This window comes from Halobaculum rubrum (assembly GCF_019880225.1).
GTDB classification, from domain to species: Archaea; Halobacteriota; Halobacteria; order Halobacteriales; family Haloferacaceae; genus Halobaculum; species Halobaculum rubrum.
On record NZ_CP082284.1, the window covers coordinates 2502103 to 2527857 of the forward strand.

A 25755-nucleotide genomic window follows, 5' to 3' on the forward strand; every position below is an offset into this window, starting at 1 on the left:
GGATCGCGTCCCTATCGGAACGGCTCAGACCCGCTCGATCACCGTCTCGGCGAACCGTGTCAGCTCCGCCTCGGGGTCGTCGCCCCCGGCGGGCGAAACGAGGACGTGGTCGACGCCCAGGTCGTCGAGGCCGCGGAAGTACTCAACGAACCACTCGGCGCCGGCGCGGTAGCCGAGGTGGCGGTGTTCGGGCCCCGCAGTGGGGTCGTCGGCGAGTTCCGTCCGAACCGCCATCGCGTACGGCTTGTCGCCGGCGGCCCCGCGCCAGTCGTCGAGATATGACTCCAGCGTCGATTCGGGGAGGTGATAGAAGAACCAGCCGTCCCCGTGGTCCGCGATCCACTCGATCGACTGCCGGGCGAACCCGGTCGGAAGCAGCGGGATCGACTCGCCGACGGGCTTCGGGACCACGTCGAGGTCGCCGTCGAGCTCCCCCCACGAGCCGTCGACATCCGGAAACTCGTCGCGCCACACCGTTCGCAGGAGGTCGATCGACTCGCGAAACCGTTCGCCGCGGTCGTCGATGTCGACGCCGAACGCCGGAAACTCCGGGTCGCGGTCGCCGGTCGCGACGCCCAGCACCAGCCGACCGTCCGAGAGGTGATCGACCGTGGCGGCGCTTTTGGCGACGTGCAGCGGGTGTCGCAGCGGCAGAACGGCGCTCGCGGTGCCGAGCGCGATCTCGTCGGTGTGGGCGGCGACGTGGCCGAGCCACGGCCAGGTGTCGAACGTCTGGCCGGCGTCGCCGAAGCGCGGCCAGTACAGGGGCACGTCGCGCGCCCACAGCCCGTCGAACCCGACCGCCTCGGCGTGGGCTGCCAGCGTCATCTCTTCCTCGACGGAGGGGCGCGACTCGCGTGCGTCCGTCAGCGGGAACCCCGTTCCGAAGGTCAGATCGTCGCCGGCGAACAGACGGCCGTACCCGCGATGGTCGCTCCAGTCGGTCACGCGCCGTCGTCCGCGCGCGGCGCGTATGTCGTTGGTGATCCCGGAGCCCCGTGTGTACGAGCGACGACGCTGCGATGGCCGTCCAGTTCCCTCACCGGTACGGGTTCACGTCCGCTCGAACGGCGGAAGCACCCTCGCAGGAGGGAAGCCGGACCCGATATCGACCGTGAGACAGTACAGCGATCACGACTCGGGTGTAGCGACACCGTGAACATCGAACCGGGCACCGCCGGCAGCACTCTCGGTGACCGTGATATCCCAGTCGTGTGCGTCGGCGACTTGCTCAACGATAGCGAGGCCGAGCCCCGTTCCGAGGTCAGTCGTCGAAAACCCACTCTCGAAGACACGGTCCCGATCGTCGACCGGGATCCCCGACCCGGTATCTTCGACGTAAAATCCACCGGCGAGAGTACCGACAGTCACACGAACGTCTTCGCCGCCGTGTTCGACCGCGTTCCGAAGGAGATTCTCCAGGAGATGACGGAGCCGATCGCCGTCGGCCCGAATTGCCCCCTCCGTCTCAATATTCAGACACGCCCCGGCCGGTGCAACCGTCTGCCAACACTTCTCGGTGACGTCCGCCAGGTCGACCGGCTCACACTCGGTCACTGACGTTCCCTCCCGAACCAGTACCAGAAGTTCTTCGATCAATGCCCTACAGCGGTCAAGAGCATGCCGTATTGCAGTCAGATGCTCGTTTCGGTACTCCTCCTGTAACAGTTCGAGACGTCCTTCAACGACGTTTAGTGGGGACCGTAGATCGTGACCGATCACTTCAATAATGTCCTCCAAACGCTCGTTGTGTCGTTCGAGTTCGTGTTCGTACTCCTTGCGTTCGCTGATATCCCGGCCCAGTGCGAGGAACCGCAGTTCGTCTCCGAGCTCGATCTTCATAACCCACACCTCGACCGGGAACGTGGATCCGTCCTGTCGTCTAAGCCGAGTCTCGGCTTTGAATCGCTTTCCGACATCCATCGATTCCCAAACGTCCTGCAGTTCGTTTCGAGTGAGGCCAGTGTCGAGATCGGCCACGTTCATCGAGAGGAGTTCCGCTCGCGAGTATTCCAGACTCTCGACGCTCCGATTGTTCACCTCGAGGACGTCCCCGTTTTCATCGTGGACGACGATCGCATCCGGCGAACTCTCGAACAGCGCTCGCCACCGCTCTCGACTGCGTGCTAACTCCCGCGTCCGTTCTTTCTGTTCAGTGACATCGGCGTTGACCGCGACGAAGTGTTCGATGTCCCCTGATTCGCCAACGACTGGTGCGATCGTCTGATCGGCGTCATACGTATCGCCGTTCTTCGACATGTTGGTTATCTCGTCTCGCCAGGTACCACCTGCCAAGATCGTCTCCCACATCTCCCGGTAGAACTCCTTGTCGTGCTCCCCGGACTGGAGGAGGCGCGGGTTTTCTCCGATCGCCTCGGTGGCAGTGTACCCGGTCGTTTCTTCGAATGCAGGATTGACGTACTCGATAGTGCCGTTGCTATCCGTGAAATAGATGGAATGCCCGGACGCTTCGACAGCGTTCCGGAAGAGTCGGAGCTGTTGCTCTCGTTCCTTTCGCTCCGTGATCTCGCGAATTATCCCGTCAAAGTATACGTCACCGTCTTCCTCCGTTCGCATCGCGGTGACTTCTATCCAGATCTCGCCCCCGGAGAGCGTCTCCTGGCGAAGTTCTCGTTCCCAGACGACACCCTCCTCTTTGAGTCTTCGGCTCAGCTCAGTTCGGTCTTCGAAGTCCTTGTAGAACGTTGTGGCTTCACGGCCGAGTATCTCATCGACCGACTCGGCGTCGAAGATCTCGGCGAGAGCGGGATTCGCGTCGACCACCCGTCCAGTTTCACCGGGAGTTGTCCGATAGATTCCCACAGGGAGGTTCCTGATGACACGTTCGTAGCGGCGCTGACGCGATCGAATCTCCGCTTGTGAGAGTGCATAGGCGATGTCCTCGGCGAGTTCGCCGAGCAACTCGCGCTCCTGCTCGTCAAACGCGTGGGTTCGGTCGGCGTAGACGTTCAGGACGCCGTACATGGTGTAGTCGTAAACGAGAGGAACCGCAGCACTCGACCGGTAGCCTCGTTCCAGCGCATCTTCGCGCCACGGTTCGTACTCGTCGCTTTCAGGGATCTGCTGCATGACCTCCAAGTCACGGGTACGGACTGCACGACCGGTAGGACCCGCTCCGGTCGAACGTTCGTCGGTCGTCACCTCTATCGAATCGAGATATCCCGATTCGACCCCCGCTGCGGCCCGTGGCTGGACCGTTTGTGAGTTCGGATCGTGCTCACCGATCCAAGCGAACCGGTAGGGATCGGCGTCGCTGATGATCTCACAGACCCGTGTTTCGATCTCGTCGCGTGTCTCCGCCCGCACGAGCGCCTGATCCACGTCTCGAAGGACGCGATTGATCCGTTCGAGATTCTCCGCGCGTCGAGTCGCACGGTGCTGTCGGACGGCGTTCAGAACGCGATTCGCGAGGATCTTGTACTGTTCGGAACCGGACTCTTTCTGGAGATAATCGGTAACGCCGTGCTCGATCGCCTTGCTGGCGACTTCTTCGCTGCCCTTGCCGGTGTACAGGATGAATGGCAGACTGCCGTACTCCTCGCGGATCGCCTCAAGGAACTCGAGCCCGTCCATCCCCGGCATGTCGTAGTCGGAGATGACACAGTCGAAGTCCGCGTCACTGAGGCGGTCCGCTCCCTCATGTGCGCTTGTCGCCGTTTCGACGTGAAGACGGTCCTCCTGTCGTTCGAGGAACTCCGCGGCGATCTCTGCAAGGTCCCGAGTGTCGTCGACGTGAAGGACGCGAATCGGTCCGCTGGGGTCTTTCCCTGCTGGGCTCATTCTGGATCCGGGGAAAACCATCGAGTTTGCTCGTTCCGGAGGGCTCCCATACGGCGTTCACCCTGCTTGCGGTGAAGACCGTCACAGCTAGTAGTCATCGGTCGCGAACGGTCGACGATTTGCCTCCGCCTGTGTTCGGCACTCCCACACCCCCGATAATTGCAGCAGTACGGTTCGTCCATATCGCCCGCTGTGACTGACTGGACCGATAGCCCGAACCGTCCGAAGAGGACTCGCTGGGAGGCTCGTTCTCCGTCATACTTGTTTGTGACTGTGTTTTAGTCCCGCGTAATCAAACCATAGTATATTATAATAACCATTATGCTAACGATGGATTATATGAATAGCAACGATCGCGGCGAGGGGTTACCGGATGACTGTCTCAGAGGTGTCCATCCTCGGGAGGTGGAAACGATAGCCGGCCTCGGTAGTTGGTATGTCGATCTCGAACGAAACGATACCGAATGGTCAGAGATGGCGAGCGAGATACTCGGGTTCCCGAGTGACAAGGACTCATACGGGCACGATGACGTTCCTTCGCTGGTTGTCTCTCCAGGCAAAGAGGTCGTCCGACAGGAGCGAAACAAAGTGTTCAACGGCGAGGCGTTCGACATCGAGTATCGGATCGAAGTCGAGGGCACGACGAAGTGGATCCACGAGCGTGCGGAATGCGAACACGATGACGGCGGAAATCCGGTCGCGGCGAACGGGGTCCTACAGGATATTACGGACCTCAAGGAACGCGAACGGGAACTCGAGTTGTTCCGCAACTTGGTCGATAACGCGTGCGATGGGGTTTTGATCGTTGATCCGGACACGAGCGCCATAATCGACGTGAACGGGACAGCGTGTCGACTGCTCGGATACGATCACGAGGAGCTAGTGTCCCTGTCGGTGCCGGACATTACCCCGGCATTTTCGATGGAAACGTGGAACGACTTCGCCGCAACCGTGAGAGAAAACGGGACCGAAGTGATCGAGAGCGAGCATCAGCGCAAGGACGGGTCCACGTTCCCAGTCGAGTTACGCATCTCTCATGTCTCACTGGAGCAGGAGTATCACGTTGCGACTGTCCGAGACATCACCGAACGGAAGGAACGAGAACAGCAACTGGAGGCGGCCCACAAGCGATATCGGACACTCATCGACGCTGCGCCTGATCCGATCTTCGTCGCGGATGCCGACACGGGTGAACTCATCGAGGCAAACGCCGCAGCAGCAGCCCTTCGAGATCAACCGCGTAGTGAAATCATCGGGCTCCATCAGACTGCGCTCCACCCCGGGGAGGAGGCGGAACGATATCAGGAACTGTTCGATGACCACGTCGAAGATCCGGACGCGATCGGGAGATTCGATGACGGTGAACCAAACTATCTCACAACGACAGACGGTAGTCGGGTCCCGGTCTCCATCAACAGTTCGACCGTATCACTTGACGACCGCACGCTCATACACGGGATTTTTCGCGACATCTCCGAACAACGTCGCTACGAAAACGCACTCACCGGGATCAACACGGCGGCACAGGAGCTCCTGCAGGCCGAAACCGACGCGGAAATCGCACAGATCACCGTCGAGACTACGACTGGGGTGCTCGACGCGTCAGGGTGTGTCGTCTATCTCTACGACAACCACTCCGGAGAACTAGCCCCGGCCGCGTATACCGAAGATCTCGACGAGGTTCTCGGAACCCTACAGCGTATTCCACCGGGCGACAGCGTCGCCTGGCGTGTTTTCACAGACCGGAAACGGGAACGTTTTGACGATATTCGAACCAGCGACGGCGGATGCAACGCCGGGACGCCGATCCGGAGTGAGCTTCTCATTCCTCTCGGAGAACATGGAGTCTTCCTCGTTGGTGATACGTCGGTCGGCGCGTTCGATGAGATGACCGAAAAGATCGCGGGGGCCCTCGCCTCGACTGCCGAAGCGGCGCTTGATCGCGCCGAGCGAACCCAGACACTCCGGGAGCGAGAACGGGAATCACAGGTACAAGCTGAGCGACTTGAGCGCATCGATCAGCTCAACGACGAGATCCGGACGATCATGCAGGCATTAATACAGGCCCAGTGCCGCGACGCGATCATCCGGTACGTGTGTGACTCACTTGTCTCTCTCGATCGATTCACATATGCATGGATCGGTGAACCCGACCCCGCGGCGAGCGAAATAGGAGTTTCCGCACGGGCCGGGGCACCGCAAAACTACCTGGACACAGTCTCGCTCGATCTCGAACCGGGTAATACGATCCCCTCGGTCCGAGCGGCCAGGGAGCGAACGACCGTCACAGTCCCGCGGATCGCAACAGCCCCACACCAGACCGAGTGGCGAGATACAGCACTGCGCCACGGATTCCAGTCCGGAATCAGCGTCCCATTGGTTTACGACGAATTCTCATACGGGATCATGACTATCTACAGCGATCAACCCGACACGTTCGACGACAGAACCGAGTCCGTGTTGACCGAACTCGGTGAGCTCGTAGGCTATGCACTCAATACGAGCGAGCAACGGAATGCGCTCCTCGGTGGGGAAACGATCGATGTGACGTTCGACCTGACAGGTGCGACGGATCTCTTCGTCGAATTTGCGGACCATCTCTCGACAAGCATTCTAGTCGAAAACATCATCCCGCGGTCAGAGGAGACGTACCTCGTCCACTTCCAGTGTGAAGACGCCGGGTCCGTGGACGTCCAAGCTGTCGCCGAAGAGCTCTCATCCGTAGCCGACCTCCGGATGATATCCGAAGCGGACCGGACGGTGTACGAAGCTGTCGTCATCGGTGACTGTCTCGTGACAACCCTCGCAACGGTCGGTGCGAACATTCGGTCAGTTGTGGTCACAGGTTCACACTGCAGGGTCAGGGCGTCGATACGCGAAGAGCGGGAGAAGCAAACCCTTGTCCGACACCTGAAGACCGAGTACCCGGATGTCAACGTAGCGATACACGAGCAGACCACGACGTCTCCGTCTCATTCGTGGATGCGGTTGTTGGACGACTCGCTGACGGGGCGGCAGCGGGATATCTTAGCGACGGCATACTATAGTGGATTTTTCGACCAGCAACGCAAGCGGACCGGTACGGAGATCGCGGACTTACTGGATATCTCACAACCAGCATTTTCGACACAACTTCGGGCGGCACATCGAAATCTTCTCTCCACACTCTTCGGCGAGGAGTCCGAAAAGTAAACATATAGTAACTGATGTGTTGTTGGGCTATTACCGAACTCCGCATGTAAGGTGAACGCAGTCAGTGCGTCATCGAGCGACGGAGAGGGCCGAATCCGGCCCGGAAACCCTTGCAGTTCGTCTCAAGTATCCATGCGGCTCACCCGAGGGCTTCCGGGCACCAGAATCCACTTGGGCTTAGGACGTAAGCACAAGTGAATATCACCAATCAGCTCATCGGTCGTTTCCTGCAGTATCGAGCCTCCTATCTCGAGACGCGTGGTTTAGATGCGGTATATATATACTGTATATTGCTATACAGAATCTGTCGGGATCCACAGACCACTAGTTCGCCGTTTCGGAGGATTCCAACGCGGCCACAGACCGCCTCGACCTGCTCAAGGATATGTGGGGAGACCGTCGCCCCCACAGTCGCGCTCGCCGCGTATGATATCGCGCATCTCGCGAGCCCCGTTTGGGTCGATCCCCATCGTCGGCTCGTCGAGGATCAGCCGTATTACGGAAAGTCAGATCGCTCATAACACAACAACCATCTCTCCGGGGTATCCATCGCGAGTATGGTTGGTCCGTTCTGGAAGCCATCCGATCTACCTCCGGCAAGCATTCTGAAGTACTATCTCTACAAATCGACCAAGGCCGTCGAGTTCTACCGCCCGATCATGTATCTCTTCTTCCTCGCACAGGGACTCGATTTTACGCAGATAGCCGTTCTCGAAGCGATTTACAACGTAACGACGCTGCTTGGTGAGATTCCGACGGGGTACATCGGTGACCGTGTCGGTCGACGAAACAGTCTGTTGATCGGAACCGCGCTCATCTCGCTTACGCTGCTCGGAATCGGCCTGTCGGGTTCCTTCTGGGCGCTCGCGGCTCTGTACGTCTGTTGGTCGATGGGCTACAACTTCCGCTCGGGAAGCGAAGACGCGTGGCTGTACGATACGCTCACGGACGGTCTCTCCGAGGACCAGTTCGCGCACGTCCGTGGCCGCGGCGAGTCCGTCGCACTAGCGATCGGCGCTGGGGCGGCAATCATCGGAGGCTATCTCGGAAGTATCGACCTGTCGTATCCGTGGTTCGTTGCTGCCGGGGTCACAGCACTCGGCGCGTTCGTTCTCCTGACGATAGACGACCCCGAGACCTACGAACGAACCGATACCACGGACTTGAGTCTCCGCCGTACGCTCTCGATCATCCGGCAGACGGTCTCACAGCACAATATGCGGGCGTTCGTGCTGTATTACTACGTCCTCTACGCGGCGGTGACGTACCTCGTGTTCGTGTTTCTCCAGCCGATCTTCGAGACCGTCGTACTCGACTTCGGTGTCTCGGAGTCGCAGGTGAAGTCTCTACTCGGCTGGTTCTACGCGGCGTACAGCCTCTTCGGCGCGGGACTGAGCTACTACACTGGTGCGATCCGTGCGCGCCTCGGACTTCGAACGTGGTTTCTGTGGCTGCCGTTCATCGTTGGCGGCACACTGGTGGGGATGTACTTCGTCCCGGTCCTCGCGCTTCCGACGTTCCTCCTGATTCGCGGGCTCTCGGACGTAACGCGGTCGTTCGCTGGCCAGTACGTCAACGATCGTATCGAGACGATAGGACGTGCGACAGTACTCAGTGCGATGGCGATGGTCAGTGGCCTCGCCGTCGTCCCGTTCCAACTCGGGAGCGGTATCATCTCCGACGTCGTCTCCCCATTGTTTGCGCTCGCTGTGGCTGGTGTCGTCCTCATCGTCGGCTCGACAGGGATCTTGCTCTGGGAGACGCCGATCGAACGATGACGGTCGGTACTACGGGGAGCGTGACGTCGTACTCTACAGTGTCCGAGCAGCCCAGACGGGACCCGACGTGAACGGGTTTCGATGTCCCGGGCGCGTCGTGGGGTAGTTCGACTCGGCCTGGCGAGGGTGTTGACGATCGGTCACGGGTATCCGCGAAGCGATGTGGGAACGATATCGAGTCTCGCTTGAGGCGCAAGGACCTCGCCGAGAGAATCGAGAGAGCATATCGTATCGATTCGATGGCTGTACGAAAATTCGATGGTTGGACGCGAACGCCTTACCAAGCCTGTCTCAACCCTCTATCTGCAATGGCAGAATGTAACCACCGCCACGCCGAAGATAGCGGTTCTAAACCGAGAGGTGGCTAATTATGCGCGTTCCTGTCCCGAAGAACAAACTCGTCGCATTCACTCTCGTCGGTGCGCTCCTCACAGCTGGTGTCGCTGGGGTCCTTGCTCTGCCCGGCGGCGGCCTCGCACAGGCTGGCGAGCAACCTGACTCACCCGATTCAACGGCGTCGGAAGCATCACAACGGGTCGCTTCGGATGCGCCGACGCCGAATCAGGACTTCACGCCGGCAGTCCGGACTCAGTCCGGGTACGAGGATGGAGAACACGGGGAGTACGAAGAACACGGCGAACACGAAGAAGGGGAAGAACACGACGAACACGAAGAAGGGGAAGAACACGACGAACACGAAGAGGGGGAAGAACACGACGAACACGAAGAGGACGAGTGACCGAGATGACGGGATCGCTCGCATCGGTGTACGAACGGTTCGGGGAGACCCACCGCGAGTTCAGCTGTTGTGACACGACGTTTCGGATTCAGGCGACAGGCATTCGGGCCGAGACTTCGGCAACCGCGGCCCGAGAAACGGCAGAATCACTCGAAACACAGCTGAACGCCTTTGATGAGGCGAGTGCCGTCAGCCGACTCAACCGTGAAGGGGAGGTCGCGAACGAACACATCGAGCGCATCGTCCGCCGTGGGCTCGAATACAACGACCGGACCGACGGGGTGTTCGATATTCAGCAGGGTCGTATCGAACACACTCTCAAAACGTTCCTGCGTGGTGATAGTGAAACACTACCAACGGAGTTTGATTCCGGAACTGTCCGAATCAGCGGGTCGCACGTCACAACCGACGTCGAACTCGACCTGAATGGCCTCGCCAAGGGATACATCGTGGATCGAACCGCCGAGACGCTCACGGGACTCGGCCGATGTGGGTTCGTCAGTGGTGGTGGAGATATGTCTCCACCGACGGGATCGGTCGCCATCGAGAGCCCGTACGGTGACGACACACCGCTGAAGGTCCTCGACACGGACTGGTACGTCGCGACATCCGGCGGATACCGACGGTCGCGAAACGGTACTGACCACGTCTACGATCCGACCACCGAATCGCTCGGCTCTCGTCATGAATCGGTCACCGTCGTGGCGCGCCGAGACTGTATGGAAGCCGACGCCCTGGCAACGACCCTCGCGGCACTCCCACTCGCCGAGGCGCGCGAATTAGCATCGGAATGGGAGGGTCTGGAGGCGCTCATCATCCACGATGGCGTCTTTCATACGACGGATGGCTTTGAGACACATGTCCTGGACAGATAAGCAACGAATCACCGTCGTGGCGATGCTCGTCTTAGTGGTGGCTGTCCCTGCTCTTTGGCAGATCGGAGACGTGCGTGCCGCCCAAGCGACCGAACAAAAACAAAGCGACCTCGTCGACCAGACCGTTTCGACGCGACAGGCCCCAGCCGATTACGATGGTGACGGCATCAACGACTCCGCCGACCGATGTCCGACGCGACAGGAAACGAAGAACGGGTTCCGGGACGCGGACGGCTGTCCCGATGTCGTCGAAACGACGGGGGCATCGTGATGTCACAGTTCGTCTGGCTCCTCGACCGAGGTGCCGCACTCGTGACGTATCCGGCGCTGTATCTGGCAGTTCTCACGGGAGTCCTCTACAACACGGAGTCGTTTGGAATGCTCCACGAGGCCGCGCAACGAATTCATATCGAACTATCCGTGTTCGCGATGATCGTCGCGTTGCTACACGCGGGACTCGGTGTCCTTGATGCGTGGTTCGTCGTTACCGGACAGGTTCCAGCGCCGGCATACTCGATGCCGTACTTTCTCGGCGGCGTCGCCGTCGGCGCAGGGGCGCTACTGATGTTCGTTGTCGCGGTGTTGGGCTTTACTGACGCAAAACGCTTCCAGCACCCCTGGGGCCCACGCGTGGTCCACTCGTTCGCATATGCCGGGTTCGCTTTCGGAACAATTCACGCGGCCGCAATCGGGACTGATCTGACGGGACTCATCCGTCCTCTGCTGGGACCCTCGGTGGCGTTTCTCGTGTACGTGCTCCTGTTGCGTCTGTTGGTGCTTCGAGGGATTCCGTCGAACGCGACCCCGGGTTAGTAGCTGTCCCAAAGGCCTAGGATACGGTCGACGACTTTGTCCGTGAACGAGCGCCGGTGAACCGTGTAGAGGTACTTGACGCGATCGGGATCGCTGACCTCGTAGACGACACTTCGGCCGTCGCGTTCTTTGGTGACGAGGTCAGCCTCGGCGAGTTTCGAAAGATGCCACGAGACGGTCGACTGCGCCTTGTCGAGGCGGTCGCTGAGTTCGGTTGTCGAGAGCGGACCGTCCGCGAGAAGATGTGCGAGGATGCGGCGACTGTATTCACGGCGCAGCGCGTTCATCACTGTTCGATCGGCTTCGTCGAACTCGGCAGCCGGATAGTACCGCGTGTACGTGCCGTCGTCCGAGACGTCGATCAGGTCCTCGTCGCCGAGCCACCTGAGCTGGTACTGGAGCGTCCCCTGCGCGTACTCGAGTTCGTCGAGGAGCGCGCGAAAGTGAACGCCTGGTGTGTCGGCTATCCGCTGGTAGATTTCCCGCCGCGAGGCCAATTCGAGATCCGGGTCCGACATTGCTCAGTCCCGCGTCAAAGCGACGAAAAACGCCAGGAGGCCACCGAGGATCAGGATTGCACTCCCGTGTTCGAGTAATTCCAGCGTCGCGTACGGGAAGTACGGGAGCAGCGGGTACTCGAGAAACACGATGAGTCCGTAGACGGCGAACATCGCGTACCCGAGCGTGACGGTCCGCATCCGACGATCACGTTCCCGTCGCCACGCGAGGTAGCTGAGGACGCTGAGCCCGGCGGCGAGGACGAAGATACCGAGACTGACGTACTGTTCGAGAAGTTGAGCGAGTGCCATACGTTACTGTCTGTGTACACGGCCGGTTCGACGTGCTCGGCGGTCTGTTCATCTCAACCGTGGGTGGTATCGGAGAAAACGATTGGCGTTCAAGCGTCGAATCCAACCGACGAGAACCCGTCAAGGTCTCGGGGGAGCTCCCACGGACCGACTCGACCGCGAAACCCAGCGAGAGATTCCGTCCGATGAGCCGGACGCTCCGGATAGCGGTAGAACGGTCACGTCGATACGTCGCTCCAGATCCGAGCCGATCGACCCGCCGTTTTATTCGCGCCCTGGCCGTAGTTGTCACATGATCTCACGGATCCTCGTTCCGATGGACGACTCGGAGATGGCACGACTAGCCCTCGAATACGCCCTCGAGAACCATCCGGACGCCGATATCACCGTCTTGAGCGTCGTGGGAGGACCGTCGGCGATGGGAGGGGTAGCCACCGCGCTCGCTCTGGAGGAGAACCTCGAAGAGGCCGCTCAGGAGCGCGCCCAGGAGGTGTTCGACGGCGCCCGGGATATCGCCGCCGAGTACGATGTCGATATCTCCACCGAGGTCCAACTGGGGCATCCGGCACGGGCGATTCTGAACAGGGCCGACGATTTCGATGCGGTCATGATCGGGAGCCACGGCGGCTCGGTGGCCGACCGACTGGTCGTCGGAAACGTCGCAAAGAGAGTGTTCCGCAACTCCCCCGTCCCTGTAATCGTCGCCCGGTGAGCGGCTCCGAGTGACTCCATCTCGCGCCCGAAGGCGTGGGAATCCCGACTCCAGTTGGGATCGTGTGGGTGACGAGGTCCCCTGTTCTCGCGGTGTGAAGCGTCCGCTCTCCGAACCGAACGGGGCCGTCGATGGGTGTGGCAACCAACCGTTCTTCTAGCTCAGCGATCGACGGTGCGCGCAGCGAAGACGTCCGCGAGCATGTTCTGCATCCCCCGGCGGAGCCGCTGTGAGGTCGCGGTGTCGGAGATCTCGAGGCGCTCGGCGAGCTCCGCGAGCGTCACCTTCCGCGGCACCGCGAAGTACCCCGACTCGTATGCGGTCGCGAGCGCCTCCCGCTGTGCGCTCGTGAGCGCGGGTGATTCCGACGACCCTCCACCGCCGCTCCCGTCGCGGACCCGCTCGACGGTCGGCCGAACGCCCCGCTCGAGGCACCGGTGATACCAGTCCGCCAACGCCTCGTGACTGTGGAACCGGAGCGTGAGGTGCCAGGTCCCGTGAGCCTCAACCGCCTCGGTACAGGCCACGTCGGCGTCGACGAGCGCCGCGAGCATCGGCGAGTGCCGTTCGCCCCAGCGGACACACAGTACCCACTGGTCGTCGCCCCGGTGGACCGCCTCGACGTCGGCGACGGCCGGCTCCGCGGCGACGAGGTCACACACCCTCGCCGGGTCGGCGGCGGTCACCGTGAGGTACGGCGCAAGCCGACCCTCCAAGGGGATCACCCGTTCGAGCTCGATCCGGGCGTCGCCCGCGACGGTCAGCGTCCGACTGAGGGCGAACTCGCGCGGCGCCACCGCCACCGTCGCGTGAACACTCATTCGGGCGGACGTGCGTTCGCCACAGCGGCTCATATAGCCCCGTATCGGCTGCCACGTTCCGGATGCGAAGTCGCCACGAACGGAAACCCAACTGGCCACAACAGGTCGACGAGTCCGTCCTGCCGGGCCGAGAACCGCCCCGATTTGAACCCGTTGGGAGTCGATAGTCAGCGTTCATACGAGATGACAGCGATGATTGGTTTGTGGGGTCGGTCGACGACCGATCCGGTCGGCCGATCGCCCCGCGACGTGGGATCGAGCGAGAAGGCGACGAACGACAGTACTCATGACACGAAACTTCAGGTCCGAGGACGAGGGGAAGCGCGTCGTAACCGCCGACGGCGACGAGATCGGGACGATCGAGAACACATCGGGGTCGATGGCGCACGTGAAACCGTCGGAGAGTCTCTCACAGAGCGTTCGACGGCGCCTCGGCTGGGCCGAGGAAGGGGAGGACACGTACGAGCTGCGGACCTCGAACGTAGACAGTATCGAGTCCGACGAGATCATGCTGAAAAAGAACCTCTGAGCGACGGGGGCGATCCCCGTTCCCGAGTTTTTCCGACCGCCGAAACCGTTCGAAGCCGCTACTACGTCCGACCGCCGTGGCGTTGCGAGATCAGGGCCGGGTATCCGCCGACCGGGGCGTGTCGTCGGGCGTGTCGTCATCGGTTGTCCCGTCACGCAGCGCCTCCGGCACCGCCTCCGTCGCGAGCACGACGGTCGCATCCCCCTCGCCGACGACCGCGGTCGCGTCAAGCGTGAGCTGCCCCCGCTCGTGCCACGACGGGGCGATCCACGAGTCGCAGCCTCGAAGCAGCCCGGGCTTCGGCCTGACGTGCCACTTGTCGTTGCTCCCACGGCGGGCCCAGCCGACGGGGAGCCCGGTGGTCGTCACCAGCCGCTTCCAGTCGTCCGTGTTCCCGTGTCGGGTTGTCATTGGTCGGGGTCCTCCGCGGCGACGTCGACCGTCCGGTTCGCCGCCCGGCAGCATAGCGGCGGGGCATGGACAGTGCTACCGTTTATTAGCGACACCGTCGCCCCCGGTGAGCCGTCGCACCAACCCGTCGAGGTGGCTCATCCCGACGACGACCGCGACATCGCCCTCCCGCCGGAGTGTCGCGATCCGGGCGGCCATGACCGCCTCGCGGGTCTCGTCGACGAGCGCGGTCTCCGGCGGAGGATCGACGACGTCGACGAACGCGCGGTGCTGTGCGAGGTGCGTCGCCTCGTGTTCGGCCTGCGTTTCGGGGTCGTCGAGCAGGGTGGCCTCGTACGCGATGTGCGCGTACACCCGCGGCGTGTACGGGGTGTACGCGGCGACGACGGCGCCCAGCCGGCACGCCGCGGCCTGTACGAGCCCACGTCCGAGGTCCGCGATGACGGTCCGCGTGAGCGACCGAGCGTCAGAGTCGTCGCGGAGACGCCGGATCAGCGCGCGCACGTACGCCCGATTGGGAGCGTCGACGCCGACGACGCGCGCCTCGCCCGCAGCCCGGATCGCCGCGCTCATTTCACCGCCCAGCCGCGGCGGCGTGTGCGAATCACGGGCGTAGCGGCGGAACAACGGCATCGAAAGCGGCGGAAGCTCGAGCGCGAGCGTGTCCGGCGTGAACGTCTCGAGGAGCTGAGAGACCCGAACCACGCTCGCGGGGTGGTCGTGGACGACTCCGATGAGCAGAATCGCGCCGACCTCGTTCGAACCCGGGAGGCAGCGAACCTGCGCCGAGTCGAGCCTGGGGTCCGCGTCCGCAGCGTCGACGGCGTCGGAGATCGCGTCGCAGTCGTACATGAGCAGTCGGGGCGATCCGTCCGGCCGGGATCGCCGTCGATAGGACTGAACGCGCCACGCCCACGAGTAAGTGTCGACGATTCCCGAGTCAGCCGTTACCACGCCGGTCCGATCGACGGAGCGTATTTCGTGTCGGTCGTCGAACTGATCGTGAGGGAGAACAGATGCTATCACGGAGCGACCCCCTGGAGAACGTGGAACAGCTCATCGAAGGTATGGACCGTCAGATCGAGGCCGCGACGCGGTCGTGGCCAGGGGTCGAGTTCACGGACGACGAGGATCACGCGCCGATCGACCTCGTGGCGTACGACGACGAGTTCGTCGTGATCATCGGCCTCCCGGGGTTCGACCGCGAGGACGTGTCGGTAACCGTCACCGACCACACGCTCCGTGTCAGCGCCGAACACGACGAATCGACCGAGGTCCACGAGGGCGACGAGCGAGTCGTGCGCCGCGAGCGCCGGCACGAATCGGTCCAGCGGTCGATCACCCTCCCCGACGAGGTCGATGTCGATTCCGTGACCGCACGCATGACCAACGGCGTCTTGACGGTCACACTCCCGCGGATCGAGGGTGAGCCGTCACGAGAGATCGATATCGAGTAGCCGACAGCGGCGTCGAACGGAGTACCCGGGGAGAGTTCCGACGCGAACCGCCGGGGCGATCGCCGCGCTCGGCCGTGTTCACCGCTCCCCTTCGGTAATCGACCGCTGGACCCTACCTCGAAGTCGGGGCTTCGTTGGCGCACGACGCCCTGCAGTGTCAGTTACCGCGGCGTCGCCGACTCCGGCGGCACGAGCAGAACGTTGTTGTTCCCCTGCGCGACGATCGATTCGGCAGTACTCCCGAGGAGGAGCCGCCGGAGCCGACTCGTCCCGCGGGCGCCGATAAGCGTCGTCGTCGCGCCGACGCGCTCCTCTTCGGCGACGATCTCCTCGACTGCGGCGCCTGAGCGGACGTTCGTCTCCACCTCGATACCCATCCGATCGCGGAGTTCGTCGGCCATCCCCTCCAACTGCTCACGCGCCGCCGGGTCCGAGTCGCCCCTCTCCCGCTGCTCGCGCCCCCGTACGTGGAGGAGAGTCGCGCGCTCGGTCGCGCCCGTCAACGTCGGGAAGAAGTCGTACGCGCGCTCGGCGTTCTCCGAGAAGTCCGTCGCGTACAGCGTGTTCCGGAAGAGGTGTTCCTTCTTGACCGCGTGGCCGGTCTCCGTCTTCTCGATCCGCTCGACGAGCAGCGGTCTGACCGCCGTTCGAGCGACGTTGCGGACGGTCCCACCGATGAGGCGATTGCGCAGCGGCGACTCCCCCCGCGAGCCGATAACGATCATGTCGGCGTCGAGTCGCTCCGCGAGGCCGTTGATGCGCCGGTGGGGCGTCCCGCGGGCGACGTGCGTTTCTACCTCGAACCCGGCCTCCTCGAACACCCCGCGTTGGGTCTTGAGCGCCTCCCGTGCGTCGGATGCCACGTCCATCCCCGGCAGTCCGCTGGAGACGTTGTCCGGGACGACGGTGAGCAGGTGTACCTCCGTCACCCCGATATTGTCGAGGCACTCGAGGCATGTCCGGGACTCGATCGCCGCCTCGTTCGCGTCGGACAGGTCGGTCGCGAATACGATCCGCATACGAGACGCTACGCGCCCCATATTAATATTGTTTGTCTTGTGCAATACAAAGGACAAAGAGACGAGTGGAGGGGCGAACACCGTCCGTTGGGACTATGTGCGTCGCAGTCGCGTCGGAAGGCGATGAGCGAGACACCACTGACGGTGGGGGTTCTCGGCGGCATGAGCAGTCAGTCGACGATCGAGTACTATCGGCTGCTCGACGAGGGGATCAACGACGCGCTCGGCGGACACCACGCGGCCGAGATCGCGATCCGAAGCGTCGACTTCGGGGAGATCGAGCGGTTCATCCGCGAGGATCGCTGGGACGAGGCCGGCGCGTTCCTCGCGGACGCCGCACGCGACATCGAGGCCGCCGGCGCCGACTTCGTGGTCATGGCGACGAACACGATGCACCGTGTCGCCCCTGCGATCGAGGACGCGCTGTCGGTTCCGTTCGTCCACATCGTCGACGCGACCGCCGACGCGATCGACGATGCCGGAGTCGACACCGTCGGCGTGCTCGGAACGGCGGCGGTGATGGAGGGTGACTTCTACGCCGAGCGGTTCGGCGACCGCGGGATCGACGTGATCGTTCCCGACAACGAGGACCGGACTCTCGTCGACGACGTGATCTTCGAGGAGTTGACGGCCGGCGTGATCCGCGACGAGTCCCGGGAGGCGTACCTCCGAGTTATCGACGACCTCGTCGAGGCCGGCGCCGAGGCCGTCGTCCTCGGCTGCACGGAGATCGACCTGCTCGTCGACCAGTCCGACCGCCCGGACGTTCCCCTGTTCGACACGACTGCGCTCCACGCCGAGCGCGCTGTCGAGTACAGTCTGCAAGGCGTCCGCTGAGGTCAGTTTTCGGAACTCATCGTTTAGATCTGTTCGGAATATCGGTTCGCCTGGGTGATAATTGGTCTAACAATATCTTTGGTAGAACTAATTGGTACAGTATTCTATACACTTCGCCAAACCGCAAGAGAGCGTCTCGATCGGTTGGGTTGCGTGTGTGAACGGCCAGCAGCTACGCATCAATCGGATTATTCGATCACGGGGATCCTAAAGCTGATAATTGCATGTTCAGGATTATACCTCCGTGACGATCAAGTTAACATAATGTCCACAACAGGAGTCACAGCCGATCAGGGAACCCAGGCGGACGGCGGGGTCGTCCAGAAGGTTCGCTCGTTCATCAGGTACACCCCGGACGGGAGCGGGATCCCGGAAGACCAGTGGACCCGGCGCCACCGGAACATCAGGATCGGACTCGCGCTCCATATCCCGTTTCTGATCGCGCTCGGGCTGTGGGAGGGGACGGACACTCTGATCACGGGCGCAACCGTTCCGTCAGTCCCGACCTGGCTGGTCGCGACGATGGCCGGGATCACGATCGCACTGCTTGCGGCATCGAGCGTTCCGCAGCTTCCGAGGCGATGGAAGACGGCCTCGACGTCGCTGGGGCTGATGGTCACCTCGACGATGCTCGTCCGGTTCTCGGGCGGGTTCATCGAGGCGCACTTCCACTTCTTCATCGTCATGGCGATCATCGCTGTGTACGAGGATTGGATGCCGTTCGGGATCGGCCTCGTGTACGTCGCCGCCGGCCACGTCGTCTTCGGGATGATCGACCCGACGACAGTGTTCAACCACGGACCCGCGCTCAGCAACCCCTGGGCGTGGTCGGGGATCCACGCTGTCGGGATCCTGATGCTCGCGGGCGCGCTGATGACTAACTGGGTCTCCATCGAGAAGTCCCGAGAGGTGTCCGCGAGACGCCTCGAGCAGGTCACGGCGGCGAAAGACGAGATGGCAGACGTGGAGGAGGCGATGGCCGAAGCCGACGCCCGCCGCGAGGAGGTCGAGGAGCTAAACGACCATCTCGAGCAAAAGGCGGACCGCTTCAGCAGCGCGATGGACCGCGCGGCCGACGGCGACCTCTCTGCTCGGGTCGACTCGGACAGCAAGAGCGCCGCGATGGCGCAGATCGGCGACTCGATAAACCGAATGATCTCGGAGTTCGAGGACGCGATGGACGAGATCCAGTCGTTCGCCGGGTCGGTCTCGCGGGCGACCCAGGAGACGACGACGAGCGTCGGCGGGGCGCGTCAAGCGAGCGCGAGCGTCAACGGCTCGATGGAGGAGATCGCCGAGAACGCCACCGAACAGCGTGAACTGCTCGAGGAAACCGCCGGCGAGATGGCGACGCTCTCGGCGACGATCGAGGAGGTCGCCTCCTCGGCACAGCAGGTCGCGTCGACCTCCGACCAGACGGCGACGCTCGCGGCCGACGGCGAGGAGACGGCCGAGGAGGCCTACGAGCGGATGGCCGAGGTCGAGCAGACGATCGAGGAGACGGTCGAGACTATCCAGGCGCTGGACGGGCAGATGGACGACATCGGAGAGATCGTCGATCTGATCACGGAGATCGCCGAGCAGACGAACATGCTGGCGCTCAACGCCAATATCGAGGCCGCCCGCGCCGGCCGCGAGGGCGACGGCTTCGCGGTCGTCGCGAACGAGGTGAAGGCGCTCGCCGAGGAGACGGCCGACGCCGCGACCGAGATCGAAGACCGGATCCACGCCACCCAGAACCAGACCCAACAGACCGTCGAGAACGTCCGCCGCGCCGAGGAGAGCATGGAGGCGGGCGTCGACGCCGTCGACGAACTCGGCGACGCCCTCGCGGAGGTGCAGACGAACACGGAGGAGACGAACGAAGGCGTCCAGGAGATCAGTCGAGTCACCGACGATCAGGCCGCCACGACCGAGGAAACGGTATCGATGATCGAACCGGTCACGGATATCTCACAGGAGACCGCATCGGAGGCCGAGGACGTCGTCGACAGGACCGCGGAGCAGGTGGAGACGATGGAATCGGTCGAACTCGACGCACAGGAGCTCGCACGGGAGGCGGAGAGTCTTCACGAACTACTGGAGCAGTTCACGACGGACTCCGTGGACGAGCCGACGCCGGCCCCCGCCACAGAGGGGACGAACAGAGGCGTCGCGCTGAACGACGGCGGAACCGTCGAGTAAGGCTGCGAATCGGTGTGACGGGTCGTGGTACCTCGACTCTCGGAAGGGTTATCCCCCGTCCACCCTTCCGTTTGGTTGCAATGGCAAACGGTAAGGTTGACTTCTTCAACGACACGGGCGGCTACGGTTTCATTTCGACTGACGACGGCGATCTCGACGACGACGAGGACGTGTTCTTCCACATGGAGGACGTCGGCGGCGAAGACCTGACGGAAGGGACCGAGGTCGAGTTCGACATCGAGTCCTCGCCCAAGGGGCCCCGCGCGGCGAACGTCGTCCGACAGTAATACTGAGACACACCTGTCGCCAACGGCGACAGACAACGACTTCGATTTTTCAGCTGACCACAGGTCCGAGCCGACGCTATCTCTACACAGCGTACTGAGCGACCGGGAGCCCTCGCTCACAGGTATCGGGCTCGCGCGGACGGCGAAACAGTGAGTCACGTCCCGGGGAACGCCGGTCGCACGCCGATCGAACGCGACAACGAGTTCGACCTGCCGACGCCGAGAACGAGTCCGCGTTCGGGTCCGCCTAGACGAGCAGTTGCACGTCCGACTCGGCCATATGCTGGAGCGCGGTTGCCGCGCCGACGCCGGTGACGACGTCGTCGTAGAAGTCGTCCTCGTCGTAGTCCATCAGGTCGATAGTCATCTGGCACGCCTGGAGTTCGACGCCCTGGTCGAGCGAGACGTCGATGAGCTCCTCGAGGGTGGCGGTGCCGTTGTCGTCGATCCGCTTTTCCATCATCCTCGTCGCCATCCGGTCCATTCCGGGCAGCGCCGCGAGCGCGTTCGGCATCGGCATGTTCGGGTTGCCGACGGCCGACAGCTGGAGGTTCCTGGACTTCTCCTCGTGGAGGATATCTAGGCCCCAGAAGGTGTGGAACACGACGACGTCCCAGCCGAAGGCGGCCGCGGTCGACGCCAGGATGAGCGGCGGGTACGCCATGTCGAAGGTCCCCTTGGTGGCGACGATAGTCATCTTCTTCTGTCCGTCGTCGGCTTCGAGCCGTGCGACGGAGTCCTCGAGCTCCTCGACGCGGTCGCGAAGCTCCGCCTCGGTCATCGTCTCGTCGCCGTCTGGCGAGTTTGCGGAAGTATCGGTGCTCATCTTACGCGGTCTTCTGGATGTAGTGTTTGAACTCGTCGCCGTCCTCGACCTGGTCGAGCAGATCGACGCCGTCGGTGCCGGCGGCCCAGCCGTCGATGTCGCTCATGCTCCCCGGGTCGGTCGCGACGACCTCGAGGATCGCTCCCTCGCCGAGGCCGTCGACGGCCGACTTCGTCTTCACAACTGGCATGGGGCACGATGCGCCTTTCACGTCGAGCGTCTCGGTGATGTCGAATATGTCGCTCATTGGTTGATCACTCCGATGTTGTATTGGAGCTGTAACGCAATATCAGTGGGTGACATAAAACCATATCGGTTCTCGAACCCCGGCAACTGATATGTCCATACACACGTGGTAGAGCGATTTAACGATTCGAGAAGGAACACTAGTGGTCGATCGAATTCAGCGAGATTCGCCAAATTAGTATTGTATGTTGTGAGAACTTCTATCCGAACCCTTATGTTCGCGCCCCGAATACGAAGCGGTGCACACAATGAATCCCGACGAGTTCCCGACGCCCGACGCGGACGTCGACACGGTCTCTCCCGAGTCGCTCAAGAGCCGGATCGACGCCGGGGCGGAAGTCACGCTGCTCGACACGCGGATGAGTTCGGACTACGGGGAGTGGAAGATCGGCGGCGAGAACGTCGAATCAATCAATATCCCGTACTTCGAGTTCCTCGAAGACGACATCGACGACGACGTGCTCGACCGGATCCCCGACGACCGCGAGGTCACCGTCCTGTGCGCGAAGGGCGGCGCCAGCGAGTACGTCGCGGGCACGCTCGCCGAGCGGGGGTACGACGTGAATCATCTAGAGGACGGGATGAACGGCTGGGCGCGCATCTACGAGCGCAAGGAGGTAACCGACTACGACGGCGCCGGGACGCTGTACCAGTACCAACGCCCGTCCTCGGGCTGTCTCGGCTACCTGCTGGTCGACGGCGACGAGGCGGCGATCGTCGACCCGCTTCGCGCGTTCATCGACCGCTACCTCGCCGACGCCGACGAACTCGGCGTCGATCTCGCGTACGCGCTGGACACCCACATCCACGCCGACCACATCTCGGGCGTTCGCGCGCTCGACGAGGCGGGCGTCGAGGGCGTCATCCCGGAGCCCGCGGTCGACCGTGGAGTCAGCTACGCCGACGAACTGACGCGGGCCGCCGACGGCGACGAGTTCGCGGTCGGCGACGCGACGATCGAGACGGTGTACACGCCCGGCCATACCAGCGGGATGACCTCCTATCTGCTCGGCGACAGCCTGCTCGCGACCGGCGACGGGCTGTTCATCGAGAGCGTCGCCCGCCCCGACCTCGAGGAGGGCGACGACGGCGCGCCCGAGGCGGCGCGGTTGCTCCACGAGTCGCTGCAGGAACGCGTGCTGACGCTGCCCGACGAGACGCTCATCGGCGGCGCCCACTTCAGCGACGCCGCGGTCCCAACCGACGACGGCACCTACACCGCGCCCATCGGCGACCTGACGGAGCGCATGGCCGCGCTCTCGATGGACGAAGACGAGTTCGTCGAGACGGTGCTGGCGGACATGCCGCCGCGTCCCGCGAACTACGAGGACATCATCGCCACCAACCTCGGACAGCGGACCGCCGACGACGAGGAGGCGTTCACCCTCGAACTCGGCCCCAACAACTGCGCCGCCAGCCAGGAATCCCTGGCAGACGACTAACAACCTCGGTCAATGGTACTCGATCCAGTTCCACTGCAGGTGTTCGCCGAATACTTCCCGAACGGGATCAGCCGGTACGCTATCGGCGGCCTGTTCGTGGGACTCGGCGCCAGCATCATCTATCTCGGCACCGGTATCAGCGCCGGCGCGAGCACGTTCCTCGAGTCGACGCTGTCGTACGTGTCGGGACAGTCCCGGTTCCAACAGTACGTCTCCTCGCGTGACTGGCGCTTGGTGTTCACCGTGAGCATCGTCGCCGGGGCGGCGATCTACTCGTTCACCCTCGGCGACAGCTTTCAGTACTCCACGGACGTGCAGGTGTGGCGCCTGTTCGTCGGCGGGATTCTCGTCGGCGTCGGCACCCGGATCGGAAAAGGCTGTACGTCCGGGCACGGGATCTGCGGGGTCGGCTCGGCTTCCCGAACCTCGCTCATCGGCGTCGCGACGTTCCTGCTGGTCGCGATCGGCGTCGCCCAACTCGTCGCCGCGATGGGGGTGAGCCCGTAATGGCCGACTCCGACCGCCATCCGCTGTTCATACCGCTGATCGCCGTCGGCGGGCTGATCTTCGGGTTCGGCCTCGGCTACAGCCACATGGCGCGGCCTGAGGTCGTGCTGGATTTCCTCCAGTTCGAGGACCTCGGATTGCCGTTCGTCATGTTCGGCGGCGCGATCGTCACCGGCGTGGTGTACTTCCTCGCGCCGAAACTGCTCGATCGGCCGCCGCTGACGAACCGGAACTTCGAGCGGCGGCTGAAGCCGTTCGACAACCAGGTCCTCGTCGGCGGCGCCGTCTTCGGCGTCGGCTGGGGCCTGTCCGGGATCTGCCCGGGCGCCGCCTACGCCAGCCTCGGCGTCGGCAACCTGACGATCCTGTGGGCGCTCGCCGGGATGTTCCTCGGCGCGTACGCCCAGGGGCTGTGGCGCAGCCGCAACGAGGCGGGCGATGCGGCCCCCGCGGGCGCGGACTGATCGCCGGTCGGTCGGTCGGTCGGTCGGCGAGATAGCTCCCTGTCGAACGAACGCACTGTGTCATCCCCTCGGCGTGGCTTTGCCGGGCTGAAGAGGATCCTTGACCCGCCCGCGTACGGAGACGCAAGGAGGAAGCCCGCGGCTGTAGCCGTGAGCGAATTCCGACCCGCGGAGGGATTCACCGAGGCCGTCGCGTCGTACCGATGGCTCCGTAGGCAGATCGTGGCCGGGGGTGGTCCGACCGGTTCGAACTCGGGAGAGAGGCGACGGAATACGCCAGGCGGATATATCTGCGACCGACAAGGGAGGGGTATGGACGCGAACCGCGGACGGAGCCCCGACCTCGATGCCGTCGGCCCGACGCTTTACCGCGAATCGGACCGGCTGGATCCGACGAAAGTGTTCTGCACGGAAGTGTTTGAGGGGGCCGAGGAAGACACGTATCGAGTTGTCCAACTCACCACCACCCAGTCGTTCGATACCCTGTACGATGCCTTCGACGAGCGGTTAGCGGAGGTCGATGACCCCTCCGAAGCCGCCGTCATCATCATGTCCCCACATGCTGAAGGCGAGTCCACTGTCTCAGAGGTCGGGGAAGACGTACCACTGTACGGGTTTTGGGTCGACCCGCAGGACCTGACTGGGATCTCGGTCGCGTTTTCCCGACTGATCGAACGGTGGGAAGACACCCCTGGCGAGACGAAGATCTGCCTTCGGAACATCGAATCGCTGCTCCCGTATCACGACACGGACTTGGTGTATCGGTTCTTGAACACGGTGCTCGCGACCTTGCAAGGAGAAGGAGCCGACGTACACGCGCACCTTCGACCGGCAGCCCTCGAGGACAAAACGTTCCAGTTGCTCTCGTCACTATTCGCCCGTGTCGTCGATCCGAGCGACCCGAACACGACGGACGGGTCGGACCCCGACTCCATCGAACCGCTCGCGACGTCGCCGACAACACAGCCTGAGAACGACTCCGACGCGGTTGCGGAACCGCACGGCGACGAGGGGACGGTCGAAATGTCGGACACCGAGATAGACGAGTTTCTGGAGTCGACCGGACATGGCGTCCTAGCACTCGCCGGCGAACAGCCATATGCGATCCCAGTGTCGTACGGATACGACCTTGAGACAGGGACGTGTTATCTTCAACTGTCCCGGTTCAACGAAAGCGAGAAACACAGGCGGCTCGACGCATCCGCGAACGTCTCTCTCGTCGTCGTCGAGTACGCCCGACCGGACCAGTGGAAGAGCGTGATCGTCGATGGTTCGTTGACCAAGGTTTCGTCGGACGCCGTCGACGAGGGGACGATGCTCGACGCGTACGCCGAGAGCAATCTCGCCTCGATCGACGTGTTCTCACGGGATCTGTCGGATATCTCATTCGAGTGGTACGTTCTGGACCCGACCGAGTTCAGCGGTCGACAGAGCCCGACCGGGCAGTGATCTCGTTCGAGCGGAGCCAAACGAATCGATCAGTTCACATCGAGTGGGGTGTCCTCCGCTCGATCTCCCACTGACGAGGCCAGTACTGGGTCGAACAGCCCCAAACTGCAGACCGTGGGCGTCACTTGTCGACCGCTGGGCAGGCGCCCGCGTCAAGGAGGTTCGAACTCGATCCGAGGGTAAGTTACGGTGATCCACCGCCTGTCGAACGCGCAGCTTCACGGTCCAGCAACGACGAATCCGGCTTCCCACAGCGCTCCCGGCCACACACGCCTGCGTCGTCGGCCGCGCGCTCGACGCCGCCCGAGAGCCCGCCGATATACCAGTCGAGACTGTGGGCCGTGTTGCGCTCGTGGTCGTCCAACGCCGTGCGCGCCGCCCGAAGCGAGCCGAACGTCTCCTCGTACGAACAGTCGTCACAGCGAACGAGGACGTCTGTCGCCATATCCATCGTTTGGACCGCCATCGACGTAAAGGACACCATCGCCGGCGCACCGACGGAGGGGCGATCGAGAACCGCTGTCACGTCGCGTCGATGTTCTGGCGCCGTCCATCGG

27 protein-coding genes and 1 pseudogene are annotated in these 25755 nt (G+C 62.9%); 16 read left to right on the forward strand and 12 right to left on the reverse strand.

Annotated elements, in window-relative coordinates:
* Positions 1–24 precede the first annotated feature (24 nt).
* The gene (locus K6T25_RS12810; RefSeq protein WP_222914700.1) at positions 25–948 is read right to left on the reverse strand and encodes an LLM class oxidoreductase; all 924 of its coding nucleotides are present in this window, start codon (positions 946–948) and stop codon (positions 25–27) included.
* Between the two features lie 183 nt (positions 949–1131).
* Positions 1132–3801 carry a PAS domain S-box protein gene (locus K6T25_RS12815; protein ID WP_222914702.1) on the reverse strand — a complete coding sequence of 890 codons (2670 nt, stop codon included), beginning with the start codon at positions 3799–3801 and terminating at the stop codon, positions 1132–1134.
* A gap of 339 nt (positions 3802–4140) precedes the next feature.
* Between K6T25_RS12815 and K6T25_RS12820 the strand changes: the two genes are divergently transcribed.
* Positions 4141–6993: a PAS domain S-box protein gene (locus K6T25_RS12820; protein WP_222914703.1), complete on the forward strand. Its 2853-nt coding sequence runs from the start codon at positions 4141–4143 to the stop codon at positions 6991–6993.
* 322 nt (positions 6994–7315) lie between these two features.
* Here K6T25_RS12820 and K6T25_RS15595 read toward each other — a convergent pair.
* A pseudogene (locus tag K6T25_RS15595) lies at positions 7316–7484 on the reverse strand (ABC transporter ATP-binding protein); the annotation flags it as partial.
* 168 nt (positions 7485–7652) lie between these two features.
* On the opposite strand from K6T25_RS15595, the gene K6T25_RS12825 reads away from it, so the two are divergent.
* The 5 genes from K6T25_RS12825 (at position 7653) to K6T25_RS12845 (ending at position 11198) form a co-directional block, all read left to right on the forward strand.
* A complete protein-coding gene (locus K6T25_RS12825; RefSeq protein WP_225917857.1) occupies positions 7653–8771 on the forward strand; it encodes an MFS transporter in 1119 nt (372 codons plus the stop codon).
* A 370-nt stretch (positions 8772–9141) separates the two neighbouring features.
* Positions 9142–9510, forward strand: coding sequence for a hypothetical protein (locus K6T25_RS12830; RefSeq protein WP_222914706.1), 369 nt, complete (start codon positions 9142–9144; stop codon positions 9508–9510).
* A 5-nt stretch (positions 9511–9515) separates the two neighbouring features.
* On the forward strand, positions 9516–10385 hold the full coding sequence (locus tag K6T25_RS12835; protein ID WP_225917747.1) for an FAD:protein FMN transferase: 870 nt from the start codon (positions 9516–9518) through the stop codon (positions 10383–10385).
* Positions 10369–10656 carry a hypothetical protein gene (locus K6T25_RS12840; RefSeq protein ID WP_222914710.1) on the forward strand — a complete coding sequence of 96 codons (288 nt, stop codon included), beginning with the start codon at positions 10369–10371 and terminating at the stop codon, positions 10654–10656. The genes K6T25_RS12835 and K6T25_RS12840 overlap by 17 nt, the downstream gene beginning before the upstream one ends.
* A complete protein-coding gene (locus K6T25_RS12845; protein WP_222914712.1) occupies positions 10656–11198 on the forward strand; it encodes a ferric reductase-like transmembrane domain-containing protein in 543 nt (180 codons plus the stop codon). Before K6T25_RS12840 ends, K6T25_RS12845 begins: the two co-directional genes overlap by 1 nt.
* Here the strand turns inward: K6T25_RS12845 and K6T25_RS12850 are convergent.
* Both K6T25_RS12850 and K6T25_RS12855 read right to left on the reverse strand, forming a co-directional pair.
* A complete protein-coding gene (locus K6T25_RS12850) occupies positions 11195–11716 on the reverse strand; it encodes a winged helix-turn-helix transcriptional regulator (protein WP_222914713.1) in 522 nt (173 codons plus the stop codon). The genes K6T25_RS12845 and K6T25_RS12850 overlap by 4 nt on opposite strands.
* A gap of 3 nt (positions 11717–11719) precedes the next feature.
* Complete coding sequence (locus K6T25_RS12855; RefSeq protein ID WP_222914715.1) at positions 11720–12007, reverse strand: hypothetical protein; 288 nt, start codon at positions 12005–12007, stop codon at positions 11720–11722.
* 292 nt (positions 12008–12299) lie between these two features.
* Here K6T25_RS12855 and K6T25_RS12860 point away from each other — a divergent pair, with 292 nt between their 5' ends.
* Positions 12300–12719, forward strand: coding sequence for a universal stress protein (locus tag K6T25_RS12860; protein WP_222914717.1), 420 nt, complete (start codon positions 12300–12302; stop codon positions 12717–12719).
* 161 nt (positions 12720–12880) lie between these two features.
* On the opposite strand, the gene K6T25_RS12865 is transcribed toward K6T25_RS12860, so the two are convergent.
* On the reverse strand, positions 12881–13540 hold the full coding sequence (locus tag K6T25_RS12865; protein ID WP_222914719.1) for a helix-turn-helix domain-containing protein: 660 nt from the start codon (positions 13538–13540) through the stop codon (positions 12881–12883).
* Positions 13541–13826: 286 nt separating this feature from the next.
* On the opposite strand from K6T25_RS12865, the gene K6T25_RS12870 reads away from it, so the two are divergent.
* Complete coding sequence (locus K6T25_RS12870) at positions 13827–14069, forward strand: hypothetical protein (RefSeq protein WP_222914721.1); 243 nt, start codon at positions 13827–13829, stop codon at positions 14067–14069.
* A 90-nt stretch (positions 14070–14159) separates the two neighbouring features.
* On the opposite strand, the gene K6T25_RS12875 is transcribed toward K6T25_RS12870, so the two are convergent.
* Positions 14160–14480: a hypothetical protein gene (locus tag K6T25_RS12875; protein WP_222914722.1), complete on the reverse strand. Its 321-nt coding sequence runs from the start codon at positions 14478–14480 to the stop codon at positions 14160–14162.
* Between the two features lie 75 nt (positions 14481–14555).
* Positions 14556–15332 carry a TraB/GumN family protein gene (locus K6T25_RS12880; protein WP_222914724.1) on the reverse strand — a complete coding sequence of 259 codons (777 nt, stop codon included), beginning with the start codon at positions 15330–15332 and terminating at the stop codon, positions 14556–14558.
* Between the two features lie 164 nt (positions 15333–15496).
* Between K6T25_RS12880 and K6T25_RS12885 the strand changes: the two genes are divergently transcribed.
* Positions 15497–15937, forward strand: a complete 441-nt coding sequence (locus K6T25_RS12885) for an Hsp20/alpha crystallin family protein (RefSeq protein WP_222914726.1) — start codon at positions 15497–15499, stop codon at positions 15935–15937.
* A gap of 161 nt (positions 15938–16098) precedes the next feature.
* Here K6T25_RS12885 and K6T25_RS12890 read toward each other — a convergent pair whose 3' ends face one another.
* Positions 16099–16956 carry a universal stress protein gene (locus K6T25_RS12890; RefSeq protein WP_222914728.1) on the reverse strand — a complete coding sequence of 286 codons (858 nt, stop codon included), beginning with the start codon at positions 16954–16956 and terminating at the stop codon, positions 16099–16101.
* A 123-nt stretch (positions 16957–17079) separates the two neighbouring features.
* Here K6T25_RS12890 and K6T25_RS12895 point away from each other — a divergent pair, with 123 nt between their 5' ends.
* From K6T25_RS12895 to K6T25_RS12905, 3 genes are all read left to right on the forward strand, one after another.
* Entirely contained in the window at positions 17080–17793 is a 714-nt protein-coding gene (locus K6T25_RS12895) for an aspartate/glutamate racemase family protein (protein WP_222914731.1), read from the forward strand.
* Positions 17794–18057: 264 nt separating this feature from the next.
* Positions 18058–19977 carry a methyl-accepting chemotaxis protein gene (locus tag K6T25_RS12900; protein ID WP_222914733.1) on the forward strand — a complete coding sequence of 640 codons (1920 nt, stop codon included), beginning with the start codon at positions 18058–18060 and terminating at the stop codon, positions 19975–19977.
* 80 nt (positions 19978–20057) lie between these two features.
* The gene (locus K6T25_RS12905; RefSeq protein ID WP_008418277.1) at positions 20058–20264 is read left to right on the forward strand and encodes a cold-shock protein; all 207 of its coding nucleotides are present in this window, start codon (positions 20058–20060) and stop codon (positions 20262–20264) included.
* Between the two features lie 247 nt (positions 20265–20511).
* Here the strand turns inward: K6T25_RS12905 and K6T25_RS12910 are convergent, their stop codons facing one another.
* Both K6T25_RS12910 and K6T25_RS12915 read right to left on the reverse strand, forming a co-directional pair.
* The gene (locus K6T25_RS12910; RefSeq protein WP_222914736.1) at positions 20512–21090 is read right to left on the reverse strand and encodes a DsrE/DsrF/DrsH-like family protein; all 579 of its coding nucleotides are present in this window, start codon (positions 21088–21090) and stop codon (positions 20512–20514) included.
* A gap of 1 nt (position 21091) precedes the next feature.
* Positions 21092–21337 carry a sulfurtransferase TusA family protein gene (locus K6T25_RS12915; RefSeq protein WP_222914738.1) on the reverse strand — a complete coding sequence of 82 codons (246 nt, stop codon included), beginning with the start codon at positions 21335–21337 and terminating at the stop codon, positions 21092–21094.
* A 247-nt stretch (positions 21338–21584) separates the two neighbouring features.
* Here K6T25_RS12915 and K6T25_RS12920 point away from each other — a divergent pair, with 247 nt between their 5' ends.
* The 4 genes from K6T25_RS12920 to K6T25_RS12935 all read left to right on the forward strand — a co-directional run bounded on the left by K6T25_RS12920 (position 21585) and on the right by K6T25_RS12935 (position 25198).
* Positions 21585–22778, forward strand: a complete 1194-nt coding sequence (locus K6T25_RS12920; RefSeq protein ID WP_222914740.1) for an MBL fold metallo-hydrolase — start codon at positions 21585–21587, stop codon at positions 22776–22778.
* A 12-nt stretch (positions 22779–22790) separates the two neighbouring features.
* Entirely contained in the window at positions 22791–23285 is a 495-nt protein-coding gene (locus K6T25_RS12925; RefSeq protein WP_222914742.1) for a YeeE/YedE family protein, read from the forward strand.
* Positions 23285–23749 (forward strand): YeeE/YedE family protein, encoded by a 465-nt coding sequence (locus tag K6T25_RS12930; RefSeq protein WP_222914744.1) that lies wholly within the window; start codon positions 23285–23287, stop codon positions 23747–23749. The genes K6T25_RS12925 and K6T25_RS12930 overlap by 1 nt, the downstream gene beginning before the upstream one ends.
* Before the next feature lie 312 nt (positions 23750–24061).
* Entirely contained in the window at positions 24062–25198 is a 1137-nt protein-coding gene (locus K6T25_RS12935; protein ID WP_222914746.1) for a pyridoxamine 5'-phosphate oxidase family protein, read from the forward strand.
* Positions 25199–25382: 184 nt separating this feature from the next.
* Here the strand turns inward: K6T25_RS12935 and K6T25_RS12940 are convergent, their stop codons facing one another.
* Positions 25383–25643: a DUF7542 family protein gene (locus K6T25_RS12940; protein WP_222914748.1), complete on the reverse strand. Its 261-nt coding sequence runs from the start codon at positions 25641–25643 to the stop codon at positions 25383–25385.
* Positions 25644–25755 lie beyond the last annotated feature (112 nt).

What these genes read in the sequence shown, in the direction of transcription:
- K6T25_RS12815 (WP_222914702.1), bottom strand. Translation starts at nt 3,801, where the DNA reads ATGAGCCCAGCAGGGAAAGACCCCAGCGGACCGATTCGCGTCCTTCAC.
- K6T25_RS12820 (WP_222914703.1), top strand. Translation starts at nt 4,141, where the DNA reads ATGAATAGCAACGATCGCGGCGAGGGGTTACCGGATGACTGTCTCAGA.
- K6T25_RS12825 (WP_225917857.1), top strand. Translation starts at nt 7,653, where the DNA reads ATGTATCTCTTCTTCCTCGCACAGGGACTCGATTTTACGCAGATAGCC.
- K6T25_RS12830 (WP_222914706.1), top strand. Translation starts at nt 9,142, where the DNA reads ATGCGCGTTCCTGTCCCGAAGAACAAACTCGTCGCATTCACTCTCGTC.
- K6T25_RS12835 (WP_225917747.1), top strand. Translation starts at nt 9,516, where the DNA reads ATGACGGGATCGCTCGCATCGGTGTACGAACGGTTCGGGGAGACCCAC.
- K6T25_RS12840 (WP_222914710.1), top strand. Translation starts at nt 10,369, where the DNA reads ATGTCCTGGACAGATAAGCAACGAATCACCGTCGTGGCGATGCTCGTC.
- K6T25_RS12845 (WP_222914712.1), top strand. Translation starts at nt 10,656, where the DNA reads ATGTCACAGTTCGTCTGGCTCCTCGACCGAGGTGCCGCACTCGTGACG.
- K6T25_RS12850 (WP_222914713.1), bottom strand. Translation starts at nt 11,716, where the DNA reads ATGTCGGACCCGGATCTCGAATTGGCCTCGCGGCGGGAAATCTACCAG.
- K6T25_RS12855 (WP_222914715.1), bottom strand. Translation starts at nt 12,007, where the DNA reads ATGGCACTCGCTCAACTTCTCGAACAGTACGTCAGTCTCGGTATCTTC.
- K6T25_RS12860 (WP_222914717.1), top strand. Translation starts at nt 12,300, where the DNA reads ATGATCTCACGGATCCTCGTTCCGATGGACGACTCGGAGATGGCACGA.
- K6T25_RS12865 (WP_222914719.1), bottom strand. Translation starts at nt 13,540, where the DNA reads ATGAGTGTTCACGCGACGGTGGCGGTGGCGCCGCGCGAGTTCGCCCTC.
- K6T25_RS12870 (WP_222914721.1), top strand. Translation starts at nt 13,827, where the DNA reads ATGACACGAAACTTCAGGTCCGAGGACGAGGGGAAGCGCGTCGTAACC.
- K6T25_RS12875 (WP_222914722.1), bottom strand. Translation starts at nt 14,480, where the DNA reads ATGACAACCCGACACGGGAACACGGACGACTGGAAGCGGCTGGTGACG.
- K6T25_RS12880 (WP_222914724.1), bottom strand. Translation starts at nt 15,332, where the DNA reads ATGTACGACTGCGACGCGATCTCCGACGCCGTCGACGCTGCGGACGCG.
- K6T25_RS12885 (WP_222914726.1), top strand. Translation starts at nt 15,497, where the DNA reads ATGCTATCACGGAGCGACCCCCTGGAGAACGTGGAACAGCTCATCGAA.
- K6T25_RS12890 (WP_222914728.1), bottom strand. Translation starts at nt 16,956, where the DNA reads ATGCGGATCGTATTCGCGACCGACCTGTCCGACGCGAACGAGGCGGCG.
- K6T25_RS12895 (WP_222914731.1), top strand. Translation starts at nt 17,080, where the DNA reads ATGAGCGAGACACCACTGACGGTGGGGGTTCTCGGCGGCATGAGCAGT.
- K6T25_RS12900 (WP_222914733.1), top strand. Translation starts at nt 18,058, where the DNA reads ATGTCCACAACAGGAGTCACAGCCGATCAGGGAACCCAGGCGGACGGC.
- K6T25_RS12905 (WP_008418277.1), top strand. Translation starts at nt 20,058, where the DNA reads ATGGCAAACGGTAAGGTTGACTTCTTCAACGACACGGGCGGCTACGGT.
- K6T25_RS12910 (WP_222914736.1), bottom strand. Translation starts at nt 21,090, where the DNA reads ATGAGCACCGATACTTCCGCAAACTCGCCAGACGGCGACGAGACGATG.
- K6T25_RS12915 (WP_222914738.1), bottom strand. Translation starts at nt 21,337, where the DNA reads ATGAGCGACATATTCGACATCACCGAGACGCTCGACGTGAAAGGCGCA.
- K6T25_RS12920 (WP_222914740.1), top strand. Translation starts at nt 21,585, where the DNA reads ATGAATCCCGACGAGTTCCCGACGCCCGACGCGGACGTCGACACGGTC.
- K6T25_RS12925 (WP_222914742.1), top strand. Translation starts at nt 22,791, where the DNA reads ATGGTACTCGATCCAGTTCCACTGCAGGTGTTCGCCGAATACTTCCCG.
- K6T25_RS12930 (WP_222914744.1), top strand. Translation starts at nt 23,285, where the DNA reads ATGGCCGACTCCGACCGCCATCCGCTGTTCATACCGCTGATCGCCGTC.
- K6T25_RS12935 (WP_222914746.1), top strand. Translation starts at nt 24,062, where the DNA reads ATGGACGCGAACCGCGGACGGAGCCCCGACCTCGATGCCGTCGGCCCG.
- K6T25_RS12940 (WP_222914748.1), bottom strand. Translation starts at nt 25,643, where the DNA reads ATGGCGACAGACGTCCTCGTTCGCTGTGACGACTGTTCGTACGAGGAG.